The 20,790-nt window shown below is 64.8% G+C and carries 19 protein-coding genes; 5 read left to right on the top strand and 14 right to left on the bottom strand.

Features of this window, described 5'->3' with window-relative positions; translation table 11 throughout:
• The 4 genes from H290_RS0113140 to ftsY all read right to left on the bottom strand — a co-directional run bounded on the left by H290_RS0113140 (position 1) and on the right by ftsY (position 6,016).
• Positions 1–2,520, bottom strand: coding sequence for a [protein-PII] uridylyltransferase (locus H290_RS0113140; RefSeq protein ID WP_020107272.1), 2,520 nt, complete (start codon positions 2,518–2,520; stop codon positions 1–3).
• 4 nt (positions 2,521–2,524) lie between these two features.
• Positions 2,525–2,863 carry a P-II family nitrogen regulator gene (locus H290_RS0113135; protein WP_020107271.1) on the bottom strand — a complete coding sequence of 113 codons (339 nt, stop codon included), beginning with the start codon at positions 2,861–2,863 and terminating at the stop codon, positions 2,525–2,527.
• Between the two features lie 5 nt (positions 2,864–2,868).
• Entirely contained in the window at positions 2,869–4,245 is a 1,377-nt protein-coding gene (locus tag H290_RS28515; protein ID WP_020107270.1) for an ammonium transporter, read from the bottom strand.
• Positions 4,246–4,552: 307 nt separating this feature from the next.
• Positions 4,553–6,016 (bottom strand): signal recognition particle-docking protein FtsY, encoded by a 1,464-nt coding sequence (gene ftsY / locus H290_RS0113125; RefSeq protein ID WP_020107269.1) that lies wholly within the window; start codon positions 6,014–6,016, stop codon positions 4,553–4,555.
• 153 nt (positions 6,017–6,169) lie between these two features.
• On the opposite strand from ftsY, the gene egtB reads away from it, so the two are divergent.
• Both egtB and egtD read left to right on the top strand, forming a co-directional pair.
• A complete protein-coding gene (gene egtB, locus H290_RS0113120; protein ID WP_020107268.1) occupies positions 6,170–7,420 on the top strand; it encodes an ergothioneine biosynthesis protein EgtB in 1,251 nt (416 codons plus the stop codon).
• Positions 7,417–8,382, top strand: coding sequence for an L-histidine N(alpha)-methyltransferase (egtD, locus tag H290_RS0113115; RefSeq protein WP_020107267.1), 966 nt, complete (start codon positions 7,417–7,419; stop codon positions 8,380–8,382). Before egtB ends, egtD begins: the two co-directional genes overlap by 4 nt.
• On the opposite strand, the gene smc is transcribed toward egtD, so the two are convergent.
• The 10 genes from smc to rsmD form a co-directional block, all read right to left on the bottom strand.
• The gene (smc, locus tag H290_RS0113110; protein WP_020107266.1) at positions 8,367–12,005 is read right to left on the bottom strand and encodes a chromosome segregation protein SMC; all 3,639 of its coding nucleotides are present in this window, start codon (positions 12,003–12,005) and stop codon (positions 8,367–8,369) included. The genes egtD and smc overlap by 16 nt on opposite strands.
• Positions 12,006–12,022: 17 nt before the next feature.
• Positions 12,023–12,331 carry an acylphosphatase gene (locus H290_RS0113105; protein ID WP_020107265.1) on the bottom strand — a complete coding sequence of 103 codons (309 nt, stop codon included), beginning with the start codon at positions 12,329–12,331 and terminating at the stop codon, positions 12,023–12,025.
• Positions 12,332–12,334: 3 nt separating this feature from the next.
• Positions 12,335–12,781, bottom strand: a complete 447-nt coding sequence (locus H290_RS0113100; RefSeq protein ID WP_020107264.1) for an OsmC family protein — start codon at positions 12,779–12,781, stop codon at positions 12,335–12,337.
• 94 nt (positions 12,782–12,875) lie between these two features.
• Entirely contained in the window at positions 12,876–13,520 is a 645-nt protein-coding gene (locus H290_RS0113095; protein WP_231373612.1) for a nitroreductase family protein, read from the bottom strand.
• A gap of 181 nt (positions 13,521–13,701) precedes the next feature.
• Positions 13,702–14,577, bottom strand: coding sequence for a bifunctional DNA-formamidopyrimidine glycosylase/DNA-(apurinic or apyrimidinic site) lyase (mutM, locus tag H290_RS0113090; protein ID WP_020107262.1), 876 nt, complete (start codon positions 14,575–14,577; stop codon positions 13,702–13,704).
• The gene (gene rnc, locus H290_RS0113085; protein ID WP_020107261.1) at positions 14,570–15,304 is read right to left on the bottom strand and encodes a ribonuclease III; all 735 of its coding nucleotides are present in this window, start codon (positions 15,302–15,304) and stop codon (positions 14,570–14,572) included. Before rnc ends, mutM begins: the two co-directional genes overlap by 8 nt.
• Entirely contained in the window at positions 15,301–15,792 is a 492-nt protein-coding gene (locus H290_RS0113080; protein ID WP_020107260.1) for a DUF177 domain-containing protein, read from the bottom strand. The genes rnc and H290_RS0113080 overlap by 4 nt, the downstream gene beginning before the upstream one ends.
• Positions 15,793–15,969: 177 nt before the next feature.
• The gene (locus H290_RS28510; RefSeq protein WP_020107259.1) at positions 15,970–16,743 is read right to left on the bottom strand and encodes a DivIVA domain-containing protein; all 774 of its coding nucleotides are present in this window, start codon (positions 16,741–16,743) and stop codon (positions 15,970–15,972) included.
• A 215-nt stretch (positions 16,744–16,958) separates the two neighbouring features.
• Complete coding sequence (coaD, locus tag H290_RS0113070) at positions 16,959–17,441, bottom strand: pantetheine-phosphate adenylyltransferase (RefSeq protein ID WP_020107258.1); 483 nt, start codon at positions 17,439–17,441, stop codon at positions 16,959–16,961.
• 34 nt (positions 17,442–17,475) lie between these two features.
• Positions 17,476–18,024 carry a 16S rRNA (guanine(966)-N(2))-methyltransferase RsmD gene (rsmD, locus tag H290_RS0113065; RefSeq protein WP_020107257.1) on the bottom strand — a complete coding sequence of 183 codons (549 nt, stop codon included), beginning with the start codon at positions 18,022–18,024 and terminating at the stop codon, positions 17,476–17,478.
• Between the two features lie 189 nt (positions 18,025–18,213).
• Between rsmD and ectA the strand changes: the two genes are divergently transcribed.
• The 3 genes from ectA to H290_RS0113050 all read left to right on the top strand — a co-directional run bounded on the left by ectA (position 18,214) and on the right by H290_RS0113050 (position 20,669).
• A complete protein-coding gene (ectA, locus tag H290_RS0113060) occupies positions 18,214–18,735 on the top strand; it encodes a diaminobutyrate acetyltransferase (protein ID WP_020107256.1) in 522 nt (173 codons plus the stop codon).
• A 179-nt stretch (positions 18,736–18,914) separates the two neighbouring features.
• Positions 18,915–20,192, top strand: a complete 1,278-nt coding sequence (ectB, locus tag H290_RS0113055; RefSeq protein WP_028463137.1) for a diaminobutyrate--2-oxoglutarate transaminase — start codon at positions 18,915–18,917, stop codon at positions 20,190–20,192.
• Between the two features lie 78 nt (positions 20,193–20,270).
• The gene (locus H290_RS0113050; RefSeq protein ID WP_020107254.1) at positions 20,271–20,669 is read left to right on the top strand and encodes an ectoine synthase; all 399 of its coding nucleotides are present in this window, start codon (positions 20,271–20,273) and stop codon (positions 20,667–20,669) included.
• Positions 20,670–20,790: the final 121 nt, after the last annotated feature.

Here is a 20,790-nt window from a genome sequence, read left to right as displayed (position 1 = left end):
CTAGCCTATCGGGACACCGGATTTACCGGGTTTGTCGTCATGCTCTCGGGGTGGCGCCGGTGGTGGCACCACGGCCAGAATCGCCCGTTCGAGCTGGTCACGGACCGATGAGCCATCCCCGGGCAACCGGATGCAGAACGAGTCGACCACCGATCCACCCAGCGTGGCGACCTTGGCCCAGGTGATGAAAGCACCGTGGTTTTCCAGAACCGCACTGACCCGGGCAAGCAGTCCCACCCGGTCTCCGGCGCGGAGTTCGAGGATGACGCTGCTGTCGTCGTATCCGTCGAACCAGATCACCCTCGGCGGTGCCTGTGCGAACAACGCGGGCACTGCCGGAGACACGCTGCCGTCCGGTGGCGCGGGCGGCGCGGTATCGCGTTCCTTGGCGTCGAGACGCGCGATCACGTCGATCCCGCCTTCGACTGCCTGGATCAGCTGCTGGCGCAGCAACCCCACCTCGCCGGGGTCACCGAAGATTGGTGACACCAGGAAGGTGTTGACCGCACTGCCGGCATGGCTTTGCACCACCGCACTGAGCAGACGCAGCCCCCGCAACGACAACACTCCGGCCATCCGGGACAACAAACCCGGCTGTTCCGGCGCGATCATGGTCACCGCGAAGGTGTGCGGGTTGTCCGTGTTCACCAGGTCGACGCTGATTCCACCGGCCTCGGCCAGCGCGATCAGTTCCGGTGTCAACGGATCGGGGGTGGAGAGCTCGCCGCCCTCCATCAACCGCAGGCAGCGCCTCACGAGTTCACCGATCAGTGAGGCCTTCCAATCGCCCCAGACACCCGGACCGGTGGCCAGCGAATCCGCTTCGGACAATGCCGCGAGAAGCTCCAGCAGGACCCGCGAGCCGCCGAGTGTGTCGACGACACTCTGCACCGTCGCCGGATCGTCGAGGTCGCGGCGGGTGGCCATCTCGGGTAACAGCAGGTGGTAGCGAACCATCATCGACAGGGTCGCCACGTCTTCGGGCCACAACCCGATCCGGTTGCCGACCTGGTTGGCGAGTTCGGCACCGACAACACTGTGATCGGCTCCGCGCCCCTTGCCCAGATCGTGGATCAGCGCGCCGAGCACCAACAGGTCGGGGCGTGACACCCGTGTCGTCAGAGCGCTTGCGTTGGCTGCGGTCTCGACAAGATGCCGGTCAACGGTCCACGTGTGCATGGCATCTCGGGGCGGCAGATCCCGCACCGCACCCCATTCGGGAATGAGCCGACCCCACAGGCCCGTTCGGTCCAGCGCCTCGATCGGGCCGAGCATGTGCTCACCGGAACCGAGCAGAACCAGCAGATCGCTGAGCGCGTCGGCCGGCCACGGTTCGCGTAGTTCTGGTGCGAAATCGGCCAGCCTGGCGAGCGTCGATGCCGCCATCGGGAGTCCGGTGCGCGCCGACGCGGCCGCGACCCGGAGGATGAGTCCGGGATCCTTGCTGGGGAACGCATTTCGCGCGAGTGCGACCTCACCCTGGTGTTCGACGACACCCTCGTCGAGCGGCCGGCGGATCGGCGATCGCCGCAACTTCGACAAACCCTTGCGCGGCAAGGAGTTCGACGAGGTACGCAAACCCACGTCGACGGCATAGCTGATTGTGCGGGCGCTGTCGCTGATCGTGCGTGCCAACTCGAATCGATCACCGATCCGGAGTGCGGCGCCGATCTCGTCGGCGTCCTGGGCCCGGAGCTGTTCCCTGGGCCGACCGGTGATCCGGTGCAGTTCGGTACGAACGTCCAGCAAACGGGTATATGCCTGGCGCAGACCACCACCGGGCGAATCCGGCCGCAGTGCGGCCATGCCATCGGTCAGCTGTGCAATTGCCAGTGCGTCGAGCATGTGCACATCGCGAAGCCCGCCGCGACCGAATTTCAGGTCGGGTTCGGCTCGGTGCGCGATGCTCCCGGTGCGCCGCCAGCGATCACGGGCCTGATCGACCAAGCCGGGAAAGCGAGACCGGATATCGGCGCGCCATTGCTGGCGAATACCGCCGATCAGCAGGCGAGACAAATCCTCGTCGCCGGCGATGTGCCTCGCCTCGAGAAGGCCCAGGGCCGCACTCATGTCGGACGCGGCGACCTGCAGGGCCTGCGACACCGTTCGGACGCTGTGGTCGAGTTTGATGTGCGCGTCCCACAGCGGGTACCAGATCTGGTCTGCGACCTCGGAGACGAGGGAGGGATCCATCTCGTCATGGAGCAGGATCAGATCGAGATCCGAGTGGGGCAACAACTCCTGGCGCCCGAGTCCACCGACAGCCACGATCGCGAAACCGCTACCCGGTTTGATGCCGATCTCGGCAGCCTTGGTGGTGAGCCAGAAGTCGTGCAGGTCAACGAGCACCCGGCGCAGGCCGGGCGCATCGATACGCTTACTGCCTTCGGCACGGGTGAGCAGCTGCTTGCGGGCGGTGACCAGGTCCGTCGCCGCAGCAGGAGTCGGGTGAGACGGCTGCGGTCCTGCATCCGAGGGTTCCTCGGACGCAGGACCGCGACCGCCATTGAGAAATGGCACCGTTTTACAGAGCTTCGCTGCCGCGTTCTCCGGTACGCACCCTGACAACGGCTTCCACCGGGGAGACCCAGACCTTGCCGTCACCGATCTTGCCGGTGCGTGCGGCTTCGACGATCACGTCGACAACCTTGTCCACTGCGGCGTCGTCGACGACGACCTCCACCCGGACCTTGGGAACGAAGTCGACCGAGTATTCCGCCCCGCGGTAGACCTCGGTGTGACCCTTCTGGCGTCCATAACCCTGGACCTCGCTGACGGTCATACCGACAACACCTGCTTGCTCCAGGCCGGCCTTGACATCTTCGAGCGTGAAAGGCTTCACGATCGCGGTAATGAGCTTCACTTAGATCATCCCTCCTTGGTCAGCGTGCTGCCGCCATGACCAAATTGCGTGCTTGAACCGCCCAATGATGCAAAATCGTACGCGGATTCAGCGTGTTGAGACTCATCGGCGCCACGTGCTTCACCTTCGGCGTCGATCTTGATGCCAATCGTGTACTTCAGTGCCAGCGCGATGACTGCGGTGATGATGCCCGAGTAGGCAAGCACTGCACCCGCTCCGACAACCTGCCGCCACAGCTGATCGACACCGCCACCGTAGAACAGTCCGTCCACGCCTGCCGGGGCTTCCGCAGTTGCGACAAAGCCGATGAGGATGGTTCCCAGCAAACCGCCGACGAGGTGGACACCCACGACGTCCAGCGAATCGTCGTAGCCGAACTTGTACTTGAGGCCGACGGCCAGTGCACAGAGCACACCGGCAACCGCGCCGATGAGGAGCGCTCCCCAGAAGTTCACCGAACTACATGACGGAGTGATGGCAACGAGACCGGCGACGATGCCCGATGCGGCGCCGAGGGTGGTCGCCCGGCCGTCGCGGATCCGCTCCACGACCAACCAGCAGAGCATGGCCACGGCGGTGGCGATCGTCGTGGTCAGAAAAGTGCTGGCCGCGGTGCCATTGGAGGCACCCGCCGAACCGGCGTTGAAGCCGTACCAGCCGAACCACAGCAGGCCGGCGCCGAGCATGACAAACGGAAGGTTGTGCGGACGCATCGGAGTCGACGGCCAGCCCTGACGCTTTCCGAGGATGATCGCGAGTACAAGTCCGGCGACACCGGCGTTGATGTGGACCGCGGTACCACCCGCGAAGTCGATTGCCTTGAGCTTGTTGGCAATCCAGCCGCCGCTGTCCCCGGTGTAACCGTCGAACGCGAACACCCAGTGCGCAACCGGGAAGTAGACGATGGTCGCCCAGATCGCGGTGAAGGCCGCCCAGGCGCTGAACCTCATGCGGTCGGCAACGGCACCCGAGATCAGCGCGACGGTGATGATCGCGAACATCAACTGGAAGGCGACGAACACGGCCAGCGGGATGGTTCCGAAGAGCGGGATATTGACGGCATCCGCGGCTTCGACGCCGTTCGTGGGATCAGCCTCGATCGCCGGTGAACCGCTGGCGCTGATGACACCATCCAGGGCGAAGTACTGGGAAGGATCGCCGATCACGCCTCCCTTGGAGTCACCGAAGGCGACCGAGAACCCGTAAAGAGCCCAGAGCACCGTGACGATGCCCATCGAGATGAAGCTCATCATGAGCATGTTCAAAACATTCTTCGCGCGGACCATGCCGCCGTAGAAGAATGCCAAACCTGGAGTCATCAGCAACACGAGCGCGGCGCTCGCTAACATCCAGGCGGTGTCACCTGTATCGGGCACACCCATAACGGGGTAATCCGCCACCTTCAGTCCTCCTCAGCTATCTGCCTGCAGCACACTGCCGCAGTTACGACCTGACGAGAAGGTTGCTTGTCGCATGTTTCGGTGATGGCTATGCCATGTTGCTGGCACGTTAACGGAACCGGAAGTCGTGTTTCGCCCAGGTATCGCCCCAGGTCGTGTGTCGAGCACATCGATCGACATCTACGCAAAAGTCGTCAAACGATAGTTCCGTGTCCTTGGTTCCGCGTCCCGCGGCGGTTTGATGTCCTACGGCCTATGGCGCAGCGGACAATTCCTCACCGCGGGAACGTCACCCGAGCAGTGCGTCGACAAATGCCTCGGGCTCGAAGGGTGCGAGATCGTCGGCGCCCTCGCCCAGACCCACGAGCTTGACCGGCACACCGAGTTCACGCTGAACGTGGAAGACGATCCCGCCCTTGGCCGTGCCGTCCAGCTTGGTCAGGACCACACCCGTGATCGACACGACCTCGGAGAACACCTTCGCCTGGGTCAAACCGTTCTGTCCCGTCGTCGCGTCGAGGACCAGCAGCACCTCGTCGACGGCTGCCCGCTTCTCGACGACTCGTTTGACCTTGCCGAGCTCGTCCATCAATCCGGTCTTGGTGTGCAAGCGTCCGGCGGTGTCGATCATCACCACATCGACGCCTTCGTCGATGCCGCGCGTCACCGCATCGAAGGCGACCGCGGCGGGGTCGGCGCCTTCTTTACCGCGGACGACCTCGGCGCCGACCCGCTCGGCCCACGTCTGCAGCTGATCGGCTGCCGCGGCGCGGAAGGTGTCAGCCGCACCGAGCAACACCCGGCGACCGTCGGCCACCAGGACGCGGGCAAGCTTGCCGGTGGTGGTCGTCTTGCCGGTGCCGTTGACGCCGACCACGAGCAGGACAGAAGGCTTGCCGGCGTGCGGCAATGCGCGGATGGAACGGTCCAGGTTCGGTTCCACCTGTGCGATCAATACCTTGCGGAGCAGCGCCCGGACCTCGGCCGCCGAGCGGACCGGCGCCTGCGCGAGTTCGGTCCGCAGCTGTTCGACCACGGCCATCGTCACCGACGTACCGAGGTCGGCCATCAGGAGCGTGTCCTCGATCTCTTCCCAGCTGTCCTCGTCCAGGTCGCCGGCACCGAGCAGTCCGAGCATGCTCTTGCCCAAAGCGTTCTGGGACCGCGCGAGCCGCCCGCGGAGCAGACCGAGCCGGCCCGCGGTCGGCGCGATCTCGTCGAGGACCGGTTCTGTGACCTCGGGCTCAGGCTCGACCACCGGCTCCGGTGCGAGCACTTCCGGCTCCAGAACCTCGGGCTCCAGAACCTCCGGGGATGCGGCCTCGGGCGCCGCGGGCTCGGCGATCACCTCGGGCTCGACGACCTCAGGAGCAACCGCCTCGGGCTCGGCAACTTCCGGCTCTGCGACCTCGGGTTCGACCACCGGGGTCTCGACAACCGGCGGTGCGACCACAGGCGGTTCGACAACCGGCGGCTCGGGCGCGAGCACTTCGCCGGGTGCGCTCGGCACATCCGGGGTGGGTGGTTCGGCGAGTGCGGTCCCCGATCCGCCCTGCGTGAACGAGAAACCCGAACCGGCCTGATAGCCACCCGATTTGTCGACCTGCCTGGTGCCATCGGATCCGGTGATCTGATCTGTGCTGTCGCGCAGCGAGATTCGACGGCGGCGCGACACCACCAATCCGGCGACCACCAGGGCCAACAGCAAAACGGCAACGACAACAACGATCGCGATTACGGCACCAGAGTTCACCGGCCCAGTCTGCCAGAGCAGATCCGGGCCGCACGCCCGGACACTGTCGGGGGAACATCCGCAACCGCGCCGATCACCAGCGTCCGGGCGTACGGTTATTGTCAGACCCTTCATCCATACTCGTTACGCCCTGACCACCACCAGGAGACGAACATGAGCATTTCGGTTGACCAGTCAGCTCTGACCACCAGATTCCTCGACACGCGCGGGCTCACCGACCGTCTCACCGCCGCATTGTCACCCGAAGACCAGACACCTCAGTCGATGCCGGACGCCAGTCCCACCAAATGGCATCGCGCGCACGTCAGCTGGTTCTTCGAGGAGTTCATCCTTCGTGATCTGCCCGGGTACACGGTCTACGACGAGTCGTTCCGCTATCTGTTCAACAGCTATTACGAGTCGGTCGGCGCCCGTCATCCGCGGCCGCAGCGAGGCCTGATCACCCGGCCCGGCGTCGAGGAGATCACCCGCTACCGCGAGTACATCGACGCCGCCCTGGCGCAGGCCCTCACCGAAGGCCGACTCGATGAGACCGCGATGGGGCTGGTCGAGCTCGGCTGCCACCACGAACAGCAGCATCAGGAACTGGTGTTGATGGACATCAAGCATCTGCTCTCGATCCATCCCTTCGGACCCGTCTATGTCGAGCGGGCGCCAGAGTCCCGTGAATTCTCCGGCTCGCCGATGTCAGCTCCCGCATTGCGCTGGCAGGTGATGCCGGGTGGCCTGGTGGAGATCGGCGCCGACGGCCCCGGATTCAGCTACGACAACGAGGGCCCGCGTCACACCGTTTATCTCCAGGAATACGAGATCGCCAACCGGCAGGTCACCAACGGCGAATGGCTCGAGTTCATGGCCGACGACGGTTACCGCCGCAGCGAGTTCTGGCTGTCCGACGGCTGGGCCACCGTCCAGGAGACCGGATGGGACGCACCGGGTTACTGGAGCCACGACGACGGCACCTGGACCACGTTCACACTGTCCGGTCGCCGTCCGATCGTCGCCGACGAGCCCGTGGTCCACGTCTCGTTCTACGAAGCCGATGCCTACGCGCGATGGGCCGGCGCGCGCCTACCCACAGAGTTCGAGTGGGAGAACGCCGCAGCAGTGACCGGCGGGCGCCGCGGTGGCTTGCTCGATCCGCTGCGATGTCACCCGTCGATCGCCTCGGAGGCGATGGTCGGCGACGTGTGGGAGTGGACGTCGAGTGCCTATCTCCCCTATCCGGGTTTTGTCCCGGCCAACGGTGCCGTGGGCGAGTACAACGGCAAGTTCATGAGCGACCAGCACGTCTTGCGCGGCGCCAGCGCTCTGACGCCGCCCGGGCACGAACGGATCACCTACCGCAATTTCTTCCCGGCACCGTCGCGATGGGTATTCAGCGGCCTGCGGCTGGCCCGATGACGACATCGCAGTCGGATGCGTCCGTGAACCCCGAACTCGTCGCCGACGCGGTCGTCGGCCTCTGGCAGGATCCGCCGGTGCTACCGGCCAAGTGGCTGTACGACAAACGCGGCAGCGAGTTGTTCGACGAGATCACGCGCCTGCCGGAGTACTACCCCACCCGCCGGGAGACCGAGATCTTGCGGGGTCACAGCGGTGATATCGCGCGGCACTCCGGTGCCCGCACCATGATCGAACTCGGCTCCGGAACGTCGGAGAAGACCCGGTTGCTGCTGCAGGCATTCAGCGATCGCGGTGGCGACTTCACATACGTGCCCCTCGATGTGAGCGTCGAGATGCTCACCTCGGCCGCCGAACAGCTGGCCGCGGAATTCCCGGCGATCACGGTCGAACCCCTCCACGCCGACTTCGGTGATCCCGCCCTGTCGCTGGCTCACCACCGCGGCCCCCGGATGGCGATCTTCCTGGGTGGCACGATCGGCAACCTCGACACCGGTGAGCGCGCCGACTTCTTCCGCCGGATCACCGGAGCCCTGCGTCCCGGAGACTTCTTCCTGCTCGGCGCCGACCTGATCAAGGATTCCGGCCGTCTCATCGCCGCCTACAACGATCGCGCAGGCGTGACCGCCGATTTCAACCGCAACGTGATCGAGGTGTTGCGCACCGGCCTGGCAGCCCGAGGCCTCTACGCGGACGACTTCGATCACATCGCGAGATGGAACCCCGCCGAACACCGGATCGAGATGTGGCTCCGCGCCCGTCGCAACGTCTTCGCGGAGTTCGGGACCATCGAGCGGAGCTGGACACTACCCAAGGGTGCCGAGATCCTCACCGAGATCAGCACCAAGTTCGACCTCGACACGCTGCACGACGAGCTGGCGGTCGCAGGCCTTCACCGGCACCACACCTGGACCGATCAGGCCGGAGATTTTGCGGTGCTGCTCAGTCAGGTAGCGGGCTGACCCGCCCCGGCGGGCGGCGCACCCACATCTTGCCCACGCATCCGCTGCGAGATCACCGTGGTGATGCCGTCGCCCTGCATGCTGACGCCATAAAGCGCGTCGGCGACTTCCATGGTCGGCTTCTGGTGAGTGATGACGATCAGCTGTGACTTCTCACGCAGCTGCTCGAACAAGGTGATGAGCCGGCGCAGGTTGGTGTCGTCGAGCGCTGCCTCGACCTCGTCCATCACGTAGAAGGGTGAGGGGCGGGCCCGGAAGATGGCCACCAGCATGGCAACAGCGGTCAGTGACTTCTCGCCGCCGGACAACAGCGACAAACGTTTGACCTTCTTGCCGGGTGGACGTGCCTCCACATCGATGCCGGTGGTGAGCATGTCCGACGGATCGGTGAGCACGAGGCGGCCCTCGCCACCGGGGAACAGTGTCTTGAACACTTCGACGAACTCGCGCTCGACGTCTGCGTAGGCCTCGGTGAAGACCTGCAGGATCCGGTTGTCGACATCCTGCACCACGTCGAGCAGGTCATGCCGGGCCTTCTTAACGTCTTCGAGTTGCGTGGACAGGAAGTTGTAGCGCTCCTCGAGTGCGGCAAACTCTTCCAGCGCAAGAGGATTCACCTTGCCGAGGGTGTTCAGATCTTTTTGCGCCTTCTTGGCGCGGGCCTGCTGTGTGGCACGGTCGTAGGGCATCGGCGCCGGTGCGACCACCGTCTCGCCGCGCTCCTTGGCCTGGTTGTATTCGGCGATCTCCAGTTCCGTTGGCGGCAAAGCGATGTCGGGGCCGTACTCGGCGATGAGGTCGTCGGGGCTGATCGCGAAGTCGTTCATGATCTGCTCTTCGAGCTGCTCGATCCGCAGTGAGACCTGCGCCTTGGCAACCTCATCACGGTGCACCGCGTCCTTCAGCGACGTGAGTTGCGCACCAACCTCGGCGGCCGCCTTCCTGGCCACGTCGAGATGTTCGGTCCGGGTCGCACGCTCGCGCTCGAGTTCATCGCGATAGGACTGTGCCTGTGCCACAGCGATTTCCAGTCGCGCTGCAATCAGCTTCCCGGATTCCAGGACAACCTCGGCAACCTCGGCCGCATGGGCGCGTGCCTTGTTCTGGCGTTCCGCACGTTCCCGTGCCTCCCGCTCGGCGCGCGCTGCGCGGCGCAGCGAATCGGCCTTTCCGCGGACCGAGGCCAAACGCTCTTCCGAACTCCGCAGAACCAGCCGGGCCTCCATCTCGACGGCCCTGGCCTCGGTGACCGCGGCCGCCGCCGCGTCTCGTTCGCCGTCAGGCAGGTCACCCCCACCGTCGGGGTCGGAGCTCTCGTCGCGGGCCAGGTGCAACCGCTCTTCGGCTGCGGCGAGTGTCGAGATCGCCTCGGTGCGACTGTCCTCGACGCGGGCGCGTTGCGATGCCAGCCGTGCCGATTCTTCTTGCGCCGCACGGGCGGCCTGGCCCAGGCGGGCGAGTTGTTCGTAGATCGCCCCGAGCTGTGCGTCCGATTCGTGCAGCGCGGCGAGTGCCTGTTCCGCGGTGTCGCGGCAGTCGGACTGTTGCGCCAATGCTCCGGACAGGGCGGCCATCAGCTCTTCGCTTCGACGCCCCGCCTGCACCAGATCACTTTGAGCGGTGTCGATTGCCGATTGGACCTCGATGGTCGACGGCCGTGCACCGGTGCCGCCACTGCGCCAGCCGGCGCCGATCAGGTCGCCGTCGAGCGTCACGATCCGCAACGAACCAAGGTGCGGTACAACCTGTTTCGCGTCGGCGACAACAATCTCGGCGGTGTCGACCGTGTCGGCGACAACGGTATATCCCAACAAGAGTTCGATTGCGCCGTGCAGTGATTCGGGGACCGAGACCACGTCGAGCGCCCATCGCGCACCGGTAGGCAGGACCGCGGTGCCCCGGCCGGCCGCCTCGACACCACCGATGAGCACCGACGCCCGGCCACCCTCGTTCTCCCGCAGCGCCGACAGTGACGCACGGGCCGTGGGTAGGTCGGCGGTGGCAACGGCATCGGCGGCCGGTCCCAGCGCTGCCGCTATGGCCGGTTCGTAACCCTCCTCGATGCGCAGCAATGACGACATCGGTCCCAGCAATTCGGACGAGCGGTGCTCCAGCAACCAGGCGCCACCGTCCTTGCGCTCCAGACCGACCGCCAGGGCATCGATCCGGGCTTTGAGAGACGTGACCTGTTGTTCGGCCGCACGTTCGGCGGCCTGCAGTTCTGCAACCCGCTCGTTCGCCTGATTGAGCGCGGCGACACTGCGCTCATGATGTTCGTCGAGCCCGAGCTCGGAGGCATCGAGTTCGGAGACGGTTGCCGATGCGGCGTCGAACTCCTCGCCGGCCGCCTCGGCACGGGCTGCCGCATTCTCGATCGCGGCACCGAGCCGGGCCGTTTCCGCGTCGATCGTCTCGACCTTGGTGCGGAGATTGTCGACCTGTCCTTCGAGTCGCGCCAGACCCTCACGCCGGTCGGCCACTGCCCGGACCGCGGCCATATGCGCACGTTGGGCCGCCGCGGCCTCTTCCTCGAGTTCGGCGAGGGCTTCCTTGGCCCCGTCGAGCTGCATGCCGGCCTCTTCGACGCTGTCGGTGAGGGCGGCCTCCTCGGCGGCCGCGGCATCTGCCTGACGATCGAGTTGATCGGGATCGCGACCGGAATCGGCCCGAACCGGTTCGGCCAGGTATCGGCTGCGCTCGGAGGCGATCCGGCAGGTCGCCCCGACCCGCTCGGTCAGCGCTGACAGCGCAAACCACGCCTGACCGGCCTCCGTGGCCGCCGGAACGATCTGCGCCAGCGACTTCTCGTTGTCATCGACCTGGGTCGAGAGCTCATCGAGCTGTTCGGCCAGCTCATCCTGCTGCCGGCGGAGTTCGGTTTCACTGGTCTGTTGCTCGGCGAGTTCGCTGCGCCGGATCACCAGGTCGTCGGCTGCGAGCCGGAGCCGGGCGTCGCGGAGGTCGGCCTGGACCGTCTGGGCACGACGGGCGATCTCGGCCTGCCGGCCCAGCGGTTTGAGCTGGCGTCGCAACTCGGAGGTCAGGTCGCCCAGGCGCGACAGGTTCGACTGCATCGCGTCGAGCTTGCGAACAGCCTTTTCTTTGCGTTTACGGTGTTTGAGGACACCGGCCGCCTCTTCGATGAAGGCGCGACGTTCTTCCGGGCGCGATTCGAGGATCGCGGCGAGGCGTCCCTGCCCGACGATGACGTGCATCTCGCGGCCGATGCCGGAGTCACTGAGCAATTCCTGGACGTCCATCAACCGGCAGGAACTGCCGTTGATCTCGTATTCACCGGCGCCGTCACGGAACATCCGGCGTGTCACCGACACCTCGGAATAGTCGATGGGCAGGGCACCGTCGGAGTTGTCGATCGTCAGTGTCACCTCGGCCCGGCCCAGGGCGGCGCGCCCCGAGGTACCGGCAAATATGACGTCTTCCATCTTTCCGCCACGCAACGCTTTGGCGCCCTGCTCACCCATCACCCAGGTCAGGGCATCGACCACGTTTGATTTGCCGGACCCGTTGGGACCGACCACGCAGGTGATACCTGGTTCGAAACGCAGGGTGGTTGCCGACGCGAAGGACTTGAATCCCTTCAGTGTCAGGCTCTTGAGGTGCACAGCGCTTCAGAGTACCTTCAGCGCTCGACAAATCCGGTGAGGTCGCCCCGTGGAGGTTCCCAATCGGTGACCACTGTGTCGACCTGGCCGGGGCTCTTGCCTGCGTCGATCTGGTCGAGGAGCGCCTGACATGCAGCCCGTTCCCCTTCCGCGGTGATCAGGACGCGACCGTCACGCTGGTTGGCGGCGGACCCCACAAGACCCAGTTCGAGTGCCCGGGCCCTGGTCCACCACCGGAATCCGACACCCTGCACGTACCCGTGAACCCAGGCACGCATCCGGACCACGTCGGATCCGGTTGCCTCCCGCAGCCCCTGGTCCGTCATGACCTACTCCGTCTCGATGGACAAACCGACCTTGGTGCCCGCCTTCAGGGTGCGGCCGACGGTGCACACGGCATCGACGGCCCGCTCGACCACCACGAGCAACCGCTGGGCTGCTTCGGGATCGAGTTCGGACAGGTCGACCTCGAGAACCTCGTTGAGTTGCGGATAAAGCTCGTTTTCGCGGTCCGCAGCGCCACTCACCTTGATCGTGGCGTCGTAGTCATCGCCGAGGCGACGGGAAAGTGGCCTGTCGGAACTCATTCCGGTACAGGCCGCCAACGCGATCTTCAGCAGTTCACCCGGCGTGAACACGCCCTCGACGTCCTCCGAGCCGATCAGAACTTCGGCACCGCGGCTGCTCTGGCCGGTGTACCGACGGGTTCCGGTGCGCTCCACCCACAACTCGGTGGTCGCGGGCGCGGCAGACTGACTTTGTTCGGTTACGGTCATGCCGATATTTAACACCCGCCGGTGAGCCACAATTCCACGGGCGGGTCGCCCACAATTGCGCGGGCGGGTCGCCCAGAATTGCAGCACCGCGGATTCACCAACGATCGATGTGCAAGACGTTCTCGAGCGGTTCACGCGGTGCCGGCTTGAACGTCTCGCCGGTGAAGTAGGCCGTCGGAATCAATGCGCCCTGGTGGTACCCGGCCGGGATCCCCAGCAAGTCGGCGATCTCGGCCTCGCGCTGCAAATGCAGTGTGGTCCAGGCAGTTCCGAGGCCGCGGGCCCGCGCTGCCAGCGCAAAACTCCACACCGCCGGCAACAATGATCCCCACAGTCCCGCCTGATTACCGGCCGGCAGGGTATTTCCGGCCTTGATGCAGGGAATCAGCAGGACCGGCGCTTCCCCCATATGCTCTCCGAGCCACGCAACACTGCCGCCGATCCGCTGTTGCACAGGTGCCCGGTCGGGGTCGTCGGCAAAGAGTTTGGCCGCAGACTGATTCGAGGCGAGGTAGTCGTCCACGAGTTCGCCGTAGATGCGTCCGAGGGTGGCCCGGATCTCCGGATCGGTGATCACCAGCCACTGCCATCCCTGACGGTTCGAACCCGAGGGAGCCTGCAGCGCGACCTCCAGACATTCCTTGATCACGTCCAGGGGGACGGGCCGGGTCATGTCGAGGCGTTTCCGCACGGTCCTGGTGGTGGTGAGCAATTCGTCCGGTGTCAGGTCGAGGGTCATGACACCGATCATGCCGTCCCACGGTCTCGCGCCAGAACACCACACCCCCCCCCCGCGAGCGGGCACACACCCCCGCCGAACGGGCCGATATCACCACCGAGCGGGCCTTTCTCACCCGGTGGAGCGGCAACTTTGGCTCGCTCGACGGTCGTAAGGGCACGGTCGATGGTGTGGGCGGCAGCTAACCGCGGGGGCGGATCTGACAGCGTGGGCAACTGAACGAGCTGCGGTTCATGAATTGTTCGCGACGCATGATTGCGCCACAGCGACGGCAGGGTTCACCTTCGCGGCCATAGGCGTTCAGCGAACGTTCGAAGTAGCCGGACTGACCGTTGACGTTGACGTACAACGCATCAAATGACGTCCCGCCCTGCTCGAGTGCCTGAGCCATCACCTCGGCGGCATTGTCCAGCACCGAGCGCAAAGCCTTGGCGGTGAGCTTGTCCGTCAGTCGCAGGCCGTGAACTCTGCTGCGCCACAGCGCTTCATCGGCATAGATGTTGCCGATACCCGAAACGACCGTCTGATCGAGTATCGCCCGTTTGATCTCGGTGTGTTTACGTTTGAGAACCCGGACCACGGCATCCGGATCATATTCCGGTGCAAAGGGATCCGGCGCGATGTGCGCGATCGAGGCGGGTCCCAGATCACCGATGGTCGGGGATGCGACGAGATCGTCGACCATCCAGCCGCCGAATGTGCGTTGGTCGACGAAACGCAGCTCGGTTCCGTCGTCGAGTGTCACCCGGATCCGCAGGTGGATTTCGTCGTCGGCCCCCGCCTGCTGAACCAGCATCTGTCCACTCATCCCGAGGTGGACGACAATCGCCAGTGGATCGGCTCCGCCGAGTGGATCAGCTTCCAGCCAAAGGTATTTGCCGCGCCGGCGGGCGTCGGTGACCGTCGCGCCGGCGAGCAGTCCGATCAGGTCGAGCGCGCCCCCGAGATGCCGGCGGACCGCCCGCGGGTGCAAGACCTCGACCGCCGTGATCCGGCGACCGACAACATGATCGGCCAGGCCGCGGCGTACCACCTCGACCTCGGGCAGTTCAGGCATCGTCTCCAGTCCCGGAGATCGCCTTCCAGGCAGTCGATGCGGCCAGTTGTTCGGCCTCTTTCTTGGTCTTTCCGACTCCGGAACCCATCGCGTCGCCGCCGACCAGAACCGTCGCGGTGAACTCTTTGCAGTGATCCGGTCCGGTGGAGGTGATCTGGTAAGCCGGTACGCCCAGGCCCTTTTCGGCCGTGAGCTCCTGCAGGGACGTCTTCCAGTCGAGGCCGGCGCCGAGCGCTGCCGACCGGCTCAGAGCGGACGAGAAGAGCGCCAGAACCGTGGTGCGGGCGGTTTCGAGGCCGAGTTCGAGGTGGACGGCACCGATCAGCGCTTCCATGCCATCGGCCAGGATGCTCGCCTTGTCGCGGCCACCGGTCATCTCTTCGCCTTTTCCGAGACGAAGGTGCGCGCCCAGGCCACCGGGGCCCAGACCGCGGGCGACGTCGGCCAGTGCGTGCATGTTGACCACACTCGCGCGGATCTTGGCGAGTTCGCCTTCCGCGCGATCGGGATGGGTGCGGTAAAGGTGCTCTGTGACAACAACACCGAGCACCGAGTCTCCGAGGAACTCGAGGCGCTCATTGGTGGGGAGCCGGCCGTGTTCGTACGCGTAGGAACGATGCGTCAGGGCCAGTTCCAACATCTCGTCGGACAACACCACATTGATGGCGGCCAGCAGATCACCGTGATCAGTCTGAGCATTCACACCGGATCCGACGGTCTCTGTCACGGTTTCGACTCTGGTTCCTCGGCAAACTTCGATGCCAGGCCGGCCCACCGCGGGTCGATCTTGTCGTGGTGGTGACCGGCTTCGGCCACCGCAAGCCGCACACCGCATTCGGGGCACAGGCCCTGGCAGTCGTCGCGGCACAACGGCGTATGCGGCAGATCGAGTGCAACCGCGTCGATGATCGCCTGTTCCAGATCGATCTTGTCGTCGACGATGCGATGCATCTCGTCGGCGTCGGTCGTCTCGTCGGTCGCGCTGTCCGGGTAGGCGAACAGCTCGGTCAGGTAGACGCTCGCGGTACCCGACACGGGCTCCAGGCAACGGACACATTGACCTTCGGTCTCGCCGCTCACACAGCCGGTGACCAGAACACCTTCGGAGACGGCCTCCAATCGGAGGTCGAGATCCACGTCACTGCCCGCCGGAATGGCGATCATGTCCAGACCGATCCGGGGCCCATCGGTGATCGCCCGATGAACCTCCTTCATAGAACCGGCTCGCCTACCCAGACTGCGGATGTCCAGGGTGAACGGGCCGTCTACGGGACGATTCTGACGTGTTGAACTGCCTTCGCGCTGTGACACAAGCAACCACGATACGCCCCGGAGCACCCCATTCGACAATCACGACGCGGGCCCGGATCCACGTCCGGTCCGTGGGGTGCTTCAGACAGCCATCCCGGTACCGAAGTCGGCCCGACGGACATGCTCGGCGTAGTCATGCACGCCGGCACCCGTGCGCAGTTGCTGGCGACCACGATTGACCGAACGGATGGTGCCGGTCAGCAATTCCTCGAACCCGGCGAGCTTGTTGTCGACGTAGACGTCACATTCGCCGCGCAGACGGTCGGACTCGGCATGCGCCGCGTCGATGATCCGCTCGGACTCGGAGCGCGCGGCCTGGACAACCTCGGTCTCCGACACCAGTCGCTGCTGTTCGGCAATACCTTCGGCAACCGAACGTTCGTAGTTGGCGTTGCCGGATTCGATCATCCGCTCCGCTTCGGAATGCGCACGTCCGGTCACCGATTCGTACTCCCGGCTCGCGGTGGCGGCCAAACGTTCTGCCTCGGCGGTCGCGTCGGCCAGCAGTTGGCCGGAGTGCGACTGCGCTTCGGCAACCATGCGGTCGGCGTGAGATTTCGCCTCGGCCAGGATCCGGTCGGCCTCCGCGCGGGCATGGGCCAGCGACGAATCCGCTTCCGCGGTGGCCTCCCCGACCATGGTGTCTGCGTGCAGACGCGCATCTCCCAGCAGTTTGTCGCGCTGGTCGAGCACATCCTGCGCGTCGTCCAGGTCGCCGGGGATCGCGTCCTTGACGTCGTCCAGCAGTTCCAACACGTCGCCCCGAGGAACAACGCAACCCGCAGTCATCGGAACACTGCGTGCTTCTTCGACGATCGCACCCAACTCGTCCAGCGCTTCGAATACCCGGTACACAGCTACCTCACTCCTCGCCGCAAACCCTGATGGTCGTGCCCGGTTGGCACGTGCTCATCGTGTTGCGATCTGTGGTTGGTGTTATTTCTGTGACTAGTGTGCCCAATGTTGCGGCTGTGACGACGCAACCCAGGCCGGTGTGTCGAGTTCTACGGTAGGCCGATTTCCAGGCCGAAACCTGGGTAGACAGCAAAAAGGGTTACGGAACCGGCCGCTCAGCGGCCCGATGACAGCTTCGCAAGTAGCTGTTCGTGCACTACGGATGGCAAAAAGTCGCCAACGGGTCCCCCGAGTTTCGCGACTTCCTTCACCAGAGAACTCGACACATGCGCCAGACGGGGGTCGGTGAGCATGAATATCGTCTCGACACCGGTGAGGTCACGGTTCATCTGCGCCATCGGCAGTTCGTATTCGAAGTCCGTCGAACCTCGCAGGCCCTTCACGATGGTGTCGAACCCCTGGTCACGCACGTAGTCGACCAGCAGGCCCTGCCAGCTGTCGATTCGGACGTTCGGCAGGTGCGCGGTCACTTTGCGCAGAAGTTCGAGACGTTCATCAACGGTGAACATCCCCTGCTTGTTGGGGTTGATCGTCACAGTGATGACCAACTCGTCGAATCGGGACGCGGCACGCTCGAAGACATAAAGATGCCCCGACGTGACCGGGTCGAACGATCCTGGGCAAACGGCTCCGGACATGAGAGCAAGTTATCAGCAGCCGACGTCAGACTGTTCAGCCGAGTTCGGCCATTTCGACCCGCGTCTCGCCGTACTTGCGGATCTCCGGCTCCCCGAAAGCGTCCGGCCACCCGGTGGCGGCGCTGCGCACCGACCGCTCGAGTACCACCATCCCTCCCGGGGCCAACGCTCCGCCGGACAACAACGTGAGCATCTCGTCGACCTGTTCGCCGGGCAGGTCATAGGGAGGATCGGCAAACACGAGGTCGGCCACCGGAGCACCTCCGCGTAAGTAGTCGGCGACACGACGGCGCACGAGCCGCGCGCCGGACAGTCCCGACGACGTGATGTTGCCGCCGATGACCTTCGCAGCCTTGGCGTCGGATTCGACGAGGATCGCCGACCCGGCCCCGCGCGAGAGTGCCTCGAGGCCCAGAGCACCCGATCCGGCGAACAGATCGAAAACCACCAGTCCGGAGAAGTCGATCCGATTGGTCAAGATGTTGAAGACCGACTCACGTACCTGATCCGTTGTCGGACGGGTGCCGGCGGCCGGGACTGCCAGACGTCGGCCGCGGGCAGAGCCGGCGATGATGCGGGTCATGGGCCTCATTGTCGCGCCTGCGCGCGGCCACCGAATCATCGGGGGACGCAGCGCATACCGTCGCCGAAGACAATAGTTGGTGATGCACGTCACAAACCGGTGATGATCAGGCGTTTGTAGGGTGCATTCGGTACCAATTTCTAGAGGTGGGTGACATCGATGTGATGCCTTGTTAACTTCGAATTCGATATGAGCCCAACTCAGATCAGCGCTACCCTAACCGCCGCGCCGGACGCGGTGGCATTTCGTTCACCAAAGGTTTCCGACGGAGTCCGGCTCTGGGAAATCGCCCGTGACTCAAAAGTTCTCGACCTCAATTCGAGTTACGCCTACATTCTGTGGTGTCAGGATTACGCCCAGACATCCGTGGTCGCCGAAGTCGACGGTGCAGTCGTCGGATTTGTGACCGGTTATCTCCGACCGCACTTGCCCGACGCCGTCATGGTGTGGCAGGTTGCCGTCGACGCCGACCAGCGGGGTCTCGGATTGGCCGGAAAGATGTTGAACCAGTTGATGGATCGACTCGAGCCGCGCGGAATCACGACACTGCACACCACGATCAGTCCGGACAACACCGCCTCTCAGGCTTTGTTCCAAGGTTTGGCCGATCGCCGCGAGATGAGCATCCGGCGTGAAGAACTGTTCTCGGCCAACGATTTCCCGGACGACCACGAGCAAGAGGATCTGTACATCGTCGCTCCGCGACGCTGACCTCGAGAGCATCAGGCCGCCTGCGTGTGGCCGATCGTCGGCGTAGCCCTCGCCGACCCAGGCGGAAGCCGGGATCTACCCGCCCGCCACCACTACCCCCAAACTCAGTTGGAAATAACCCGCATCCCTGTACCAACAGGTGAGAAGCCGGGGAGTTTTTCGCACCCATCGGAGGAATCATGACTGCATCAATGCAAGAAACCTTCTCGAGCAATATTTTCGAAACCCGCGAATCCGAGGTTCGCAGCTACAGCCGCAGTTGGCCCGCGATCTTCACCAGCGCCAAGGGCGCGTGGGTCACGGACAACGAGGGCAAGCAGTATCTCGACTTCTTTGCCGGCGCAGGAGCTTTGAACTACGGACACAACAATCCGCTGTTGAAGGCCGCCCTGCTCGACTACATTGAAAACGATGGCATCACCCACGGTCTCGACATGTCCACCAAGGCCAAAGGTGAGTTCCTGCAGGCATTTCAGGACAAGATCCTGATTCCCCGTGGACTCGACTACAAGGTCCAGTTCCCCGGACCCACAGGCGCGAACTCTGTCGAAAGTGCACTGAAGCTGGCCCGCAAGGTTACCGGACGTACGTCGATCATCAACTTCACCAACGCCTTTCACGGAATGACGCTCGGCGCCCTCTCCGTGACCGGAAACTCGATGAAGCGCGCCGGCGCCGGTATCCCGCTGGTCCACGCCACCCCGATGCCCTTCGACAACTACTTCGACGGTGTCGTCGAGGACTTCAGCTGGTTCGAGCGCGTACTCGACGACTCGGGTAGCGGACTCAACCGCCCGGCCGCCGTCATCGTCGAGACAGTGCAGGGTGAGGGCGGCGTCAATGTCGCCCGACCGGAATGGCTGCGGGCCCTGTCCGAGCTCTGCAAGCGACGCGACATCCTGTTGATCGTCGACGACGTGCAGATGGGCTGCGGCCGCACCGGACCGTTCTTCTCGTTCGAGGAGGCCGGTATCGAGCCCGACATCGTCACCCTGTCGAAGTCGATCGGCGGGTACGGACTCCCGATGGCCTTGACGCTGTTCAAGCCGCATCTCGACGTCTGGGCACCGGGCGAGCACAACGGCACCTTCCGCGGCAACAACCCCGCGTTTGTCACCGCCACGAAGGCGATCGAGCACTACTGGTCGGACGACACCTTCGAGAAGGAGACGCTCGCCAAGGGCGAGCGGATCCGCGACGCGTTCATCTCGCTGTGCGGCGCACATGAGGGCATCAGCACCCGCGGCCGCGGCATGGTCCAGGGACTGGTCTTCGCCGAACCCGCGCACGCCGCCAAGGTTTGCGCACTCGCCTACGACCGCGGACTGCTGGTCGAATCCGCCGGCCCGTCGGACGAGGTCGTGAAGCTCCTGCCACCGCTGACGATCAGCAACGAAGAGCTCGATCAGGGCCTCGCGATCCTCGCCCAGGTGACCGCAGAGATCCTCCATTCCTGAGCTCCGACGACCAAGCCGGGTTCGAGGTCGAGCTCCGACTACGTCTTCGTCTCCCCTGCAACAGAAAGGTTTACAGACATGATTGTGCGTACCACGCAGGAGATCACCGATACCGACCGTGACATCGAGGCCGACAACGGGAACTGGCGTTCCAAGCGAATCGTGCTCGGCGGCGACCTGGTCGGATTCTCCTTCCACGAGACGACCATCAAGGCCGGAACAGACAACGAGTTCCACTACGCCAACCACGTGGAGGCCGTCTGGCTGGTCGAAGGTGAGGGCACGCTCCTCGACCGCGAAACCGGCGAGAAGTACCCGCTCGGCCCCGGCTCGATGTACCTGCTGAACGGCCACGAACGGCACACCGTCACCGCCGATACCCAGATGCGCATGCTGTGCGTGTTCAACCCGCCCGTCGTCGGCAACGAGACCCACGACGAGAACGGTGTTTACCCGCTGGTCACCGTCGGCACCTGACGCGGGTCCGGCCGGGGCGCGGCCCGCTGTCTTCGGGCCCTCGCCGGGTAGCGCTGTCTGGCGCAAGTGCGTTGCGCCAGTTGCCCGGACACTTCGGTGGCCTCGCGCGGGCCGGATCCGG

It is taken from the genome of Nocardia sp. 348MFTsu5.1 (assembly GCF_000383535.1).
GTDB lineage: Bacteria > Actinomycetota > Actinomycetes > Mycobacteriales > Mycobacteriaceae > Williamsia > Williamsia faeni.
This window is presented reverse-complemented; position numbering and strand designations above follow the sequence as displayed.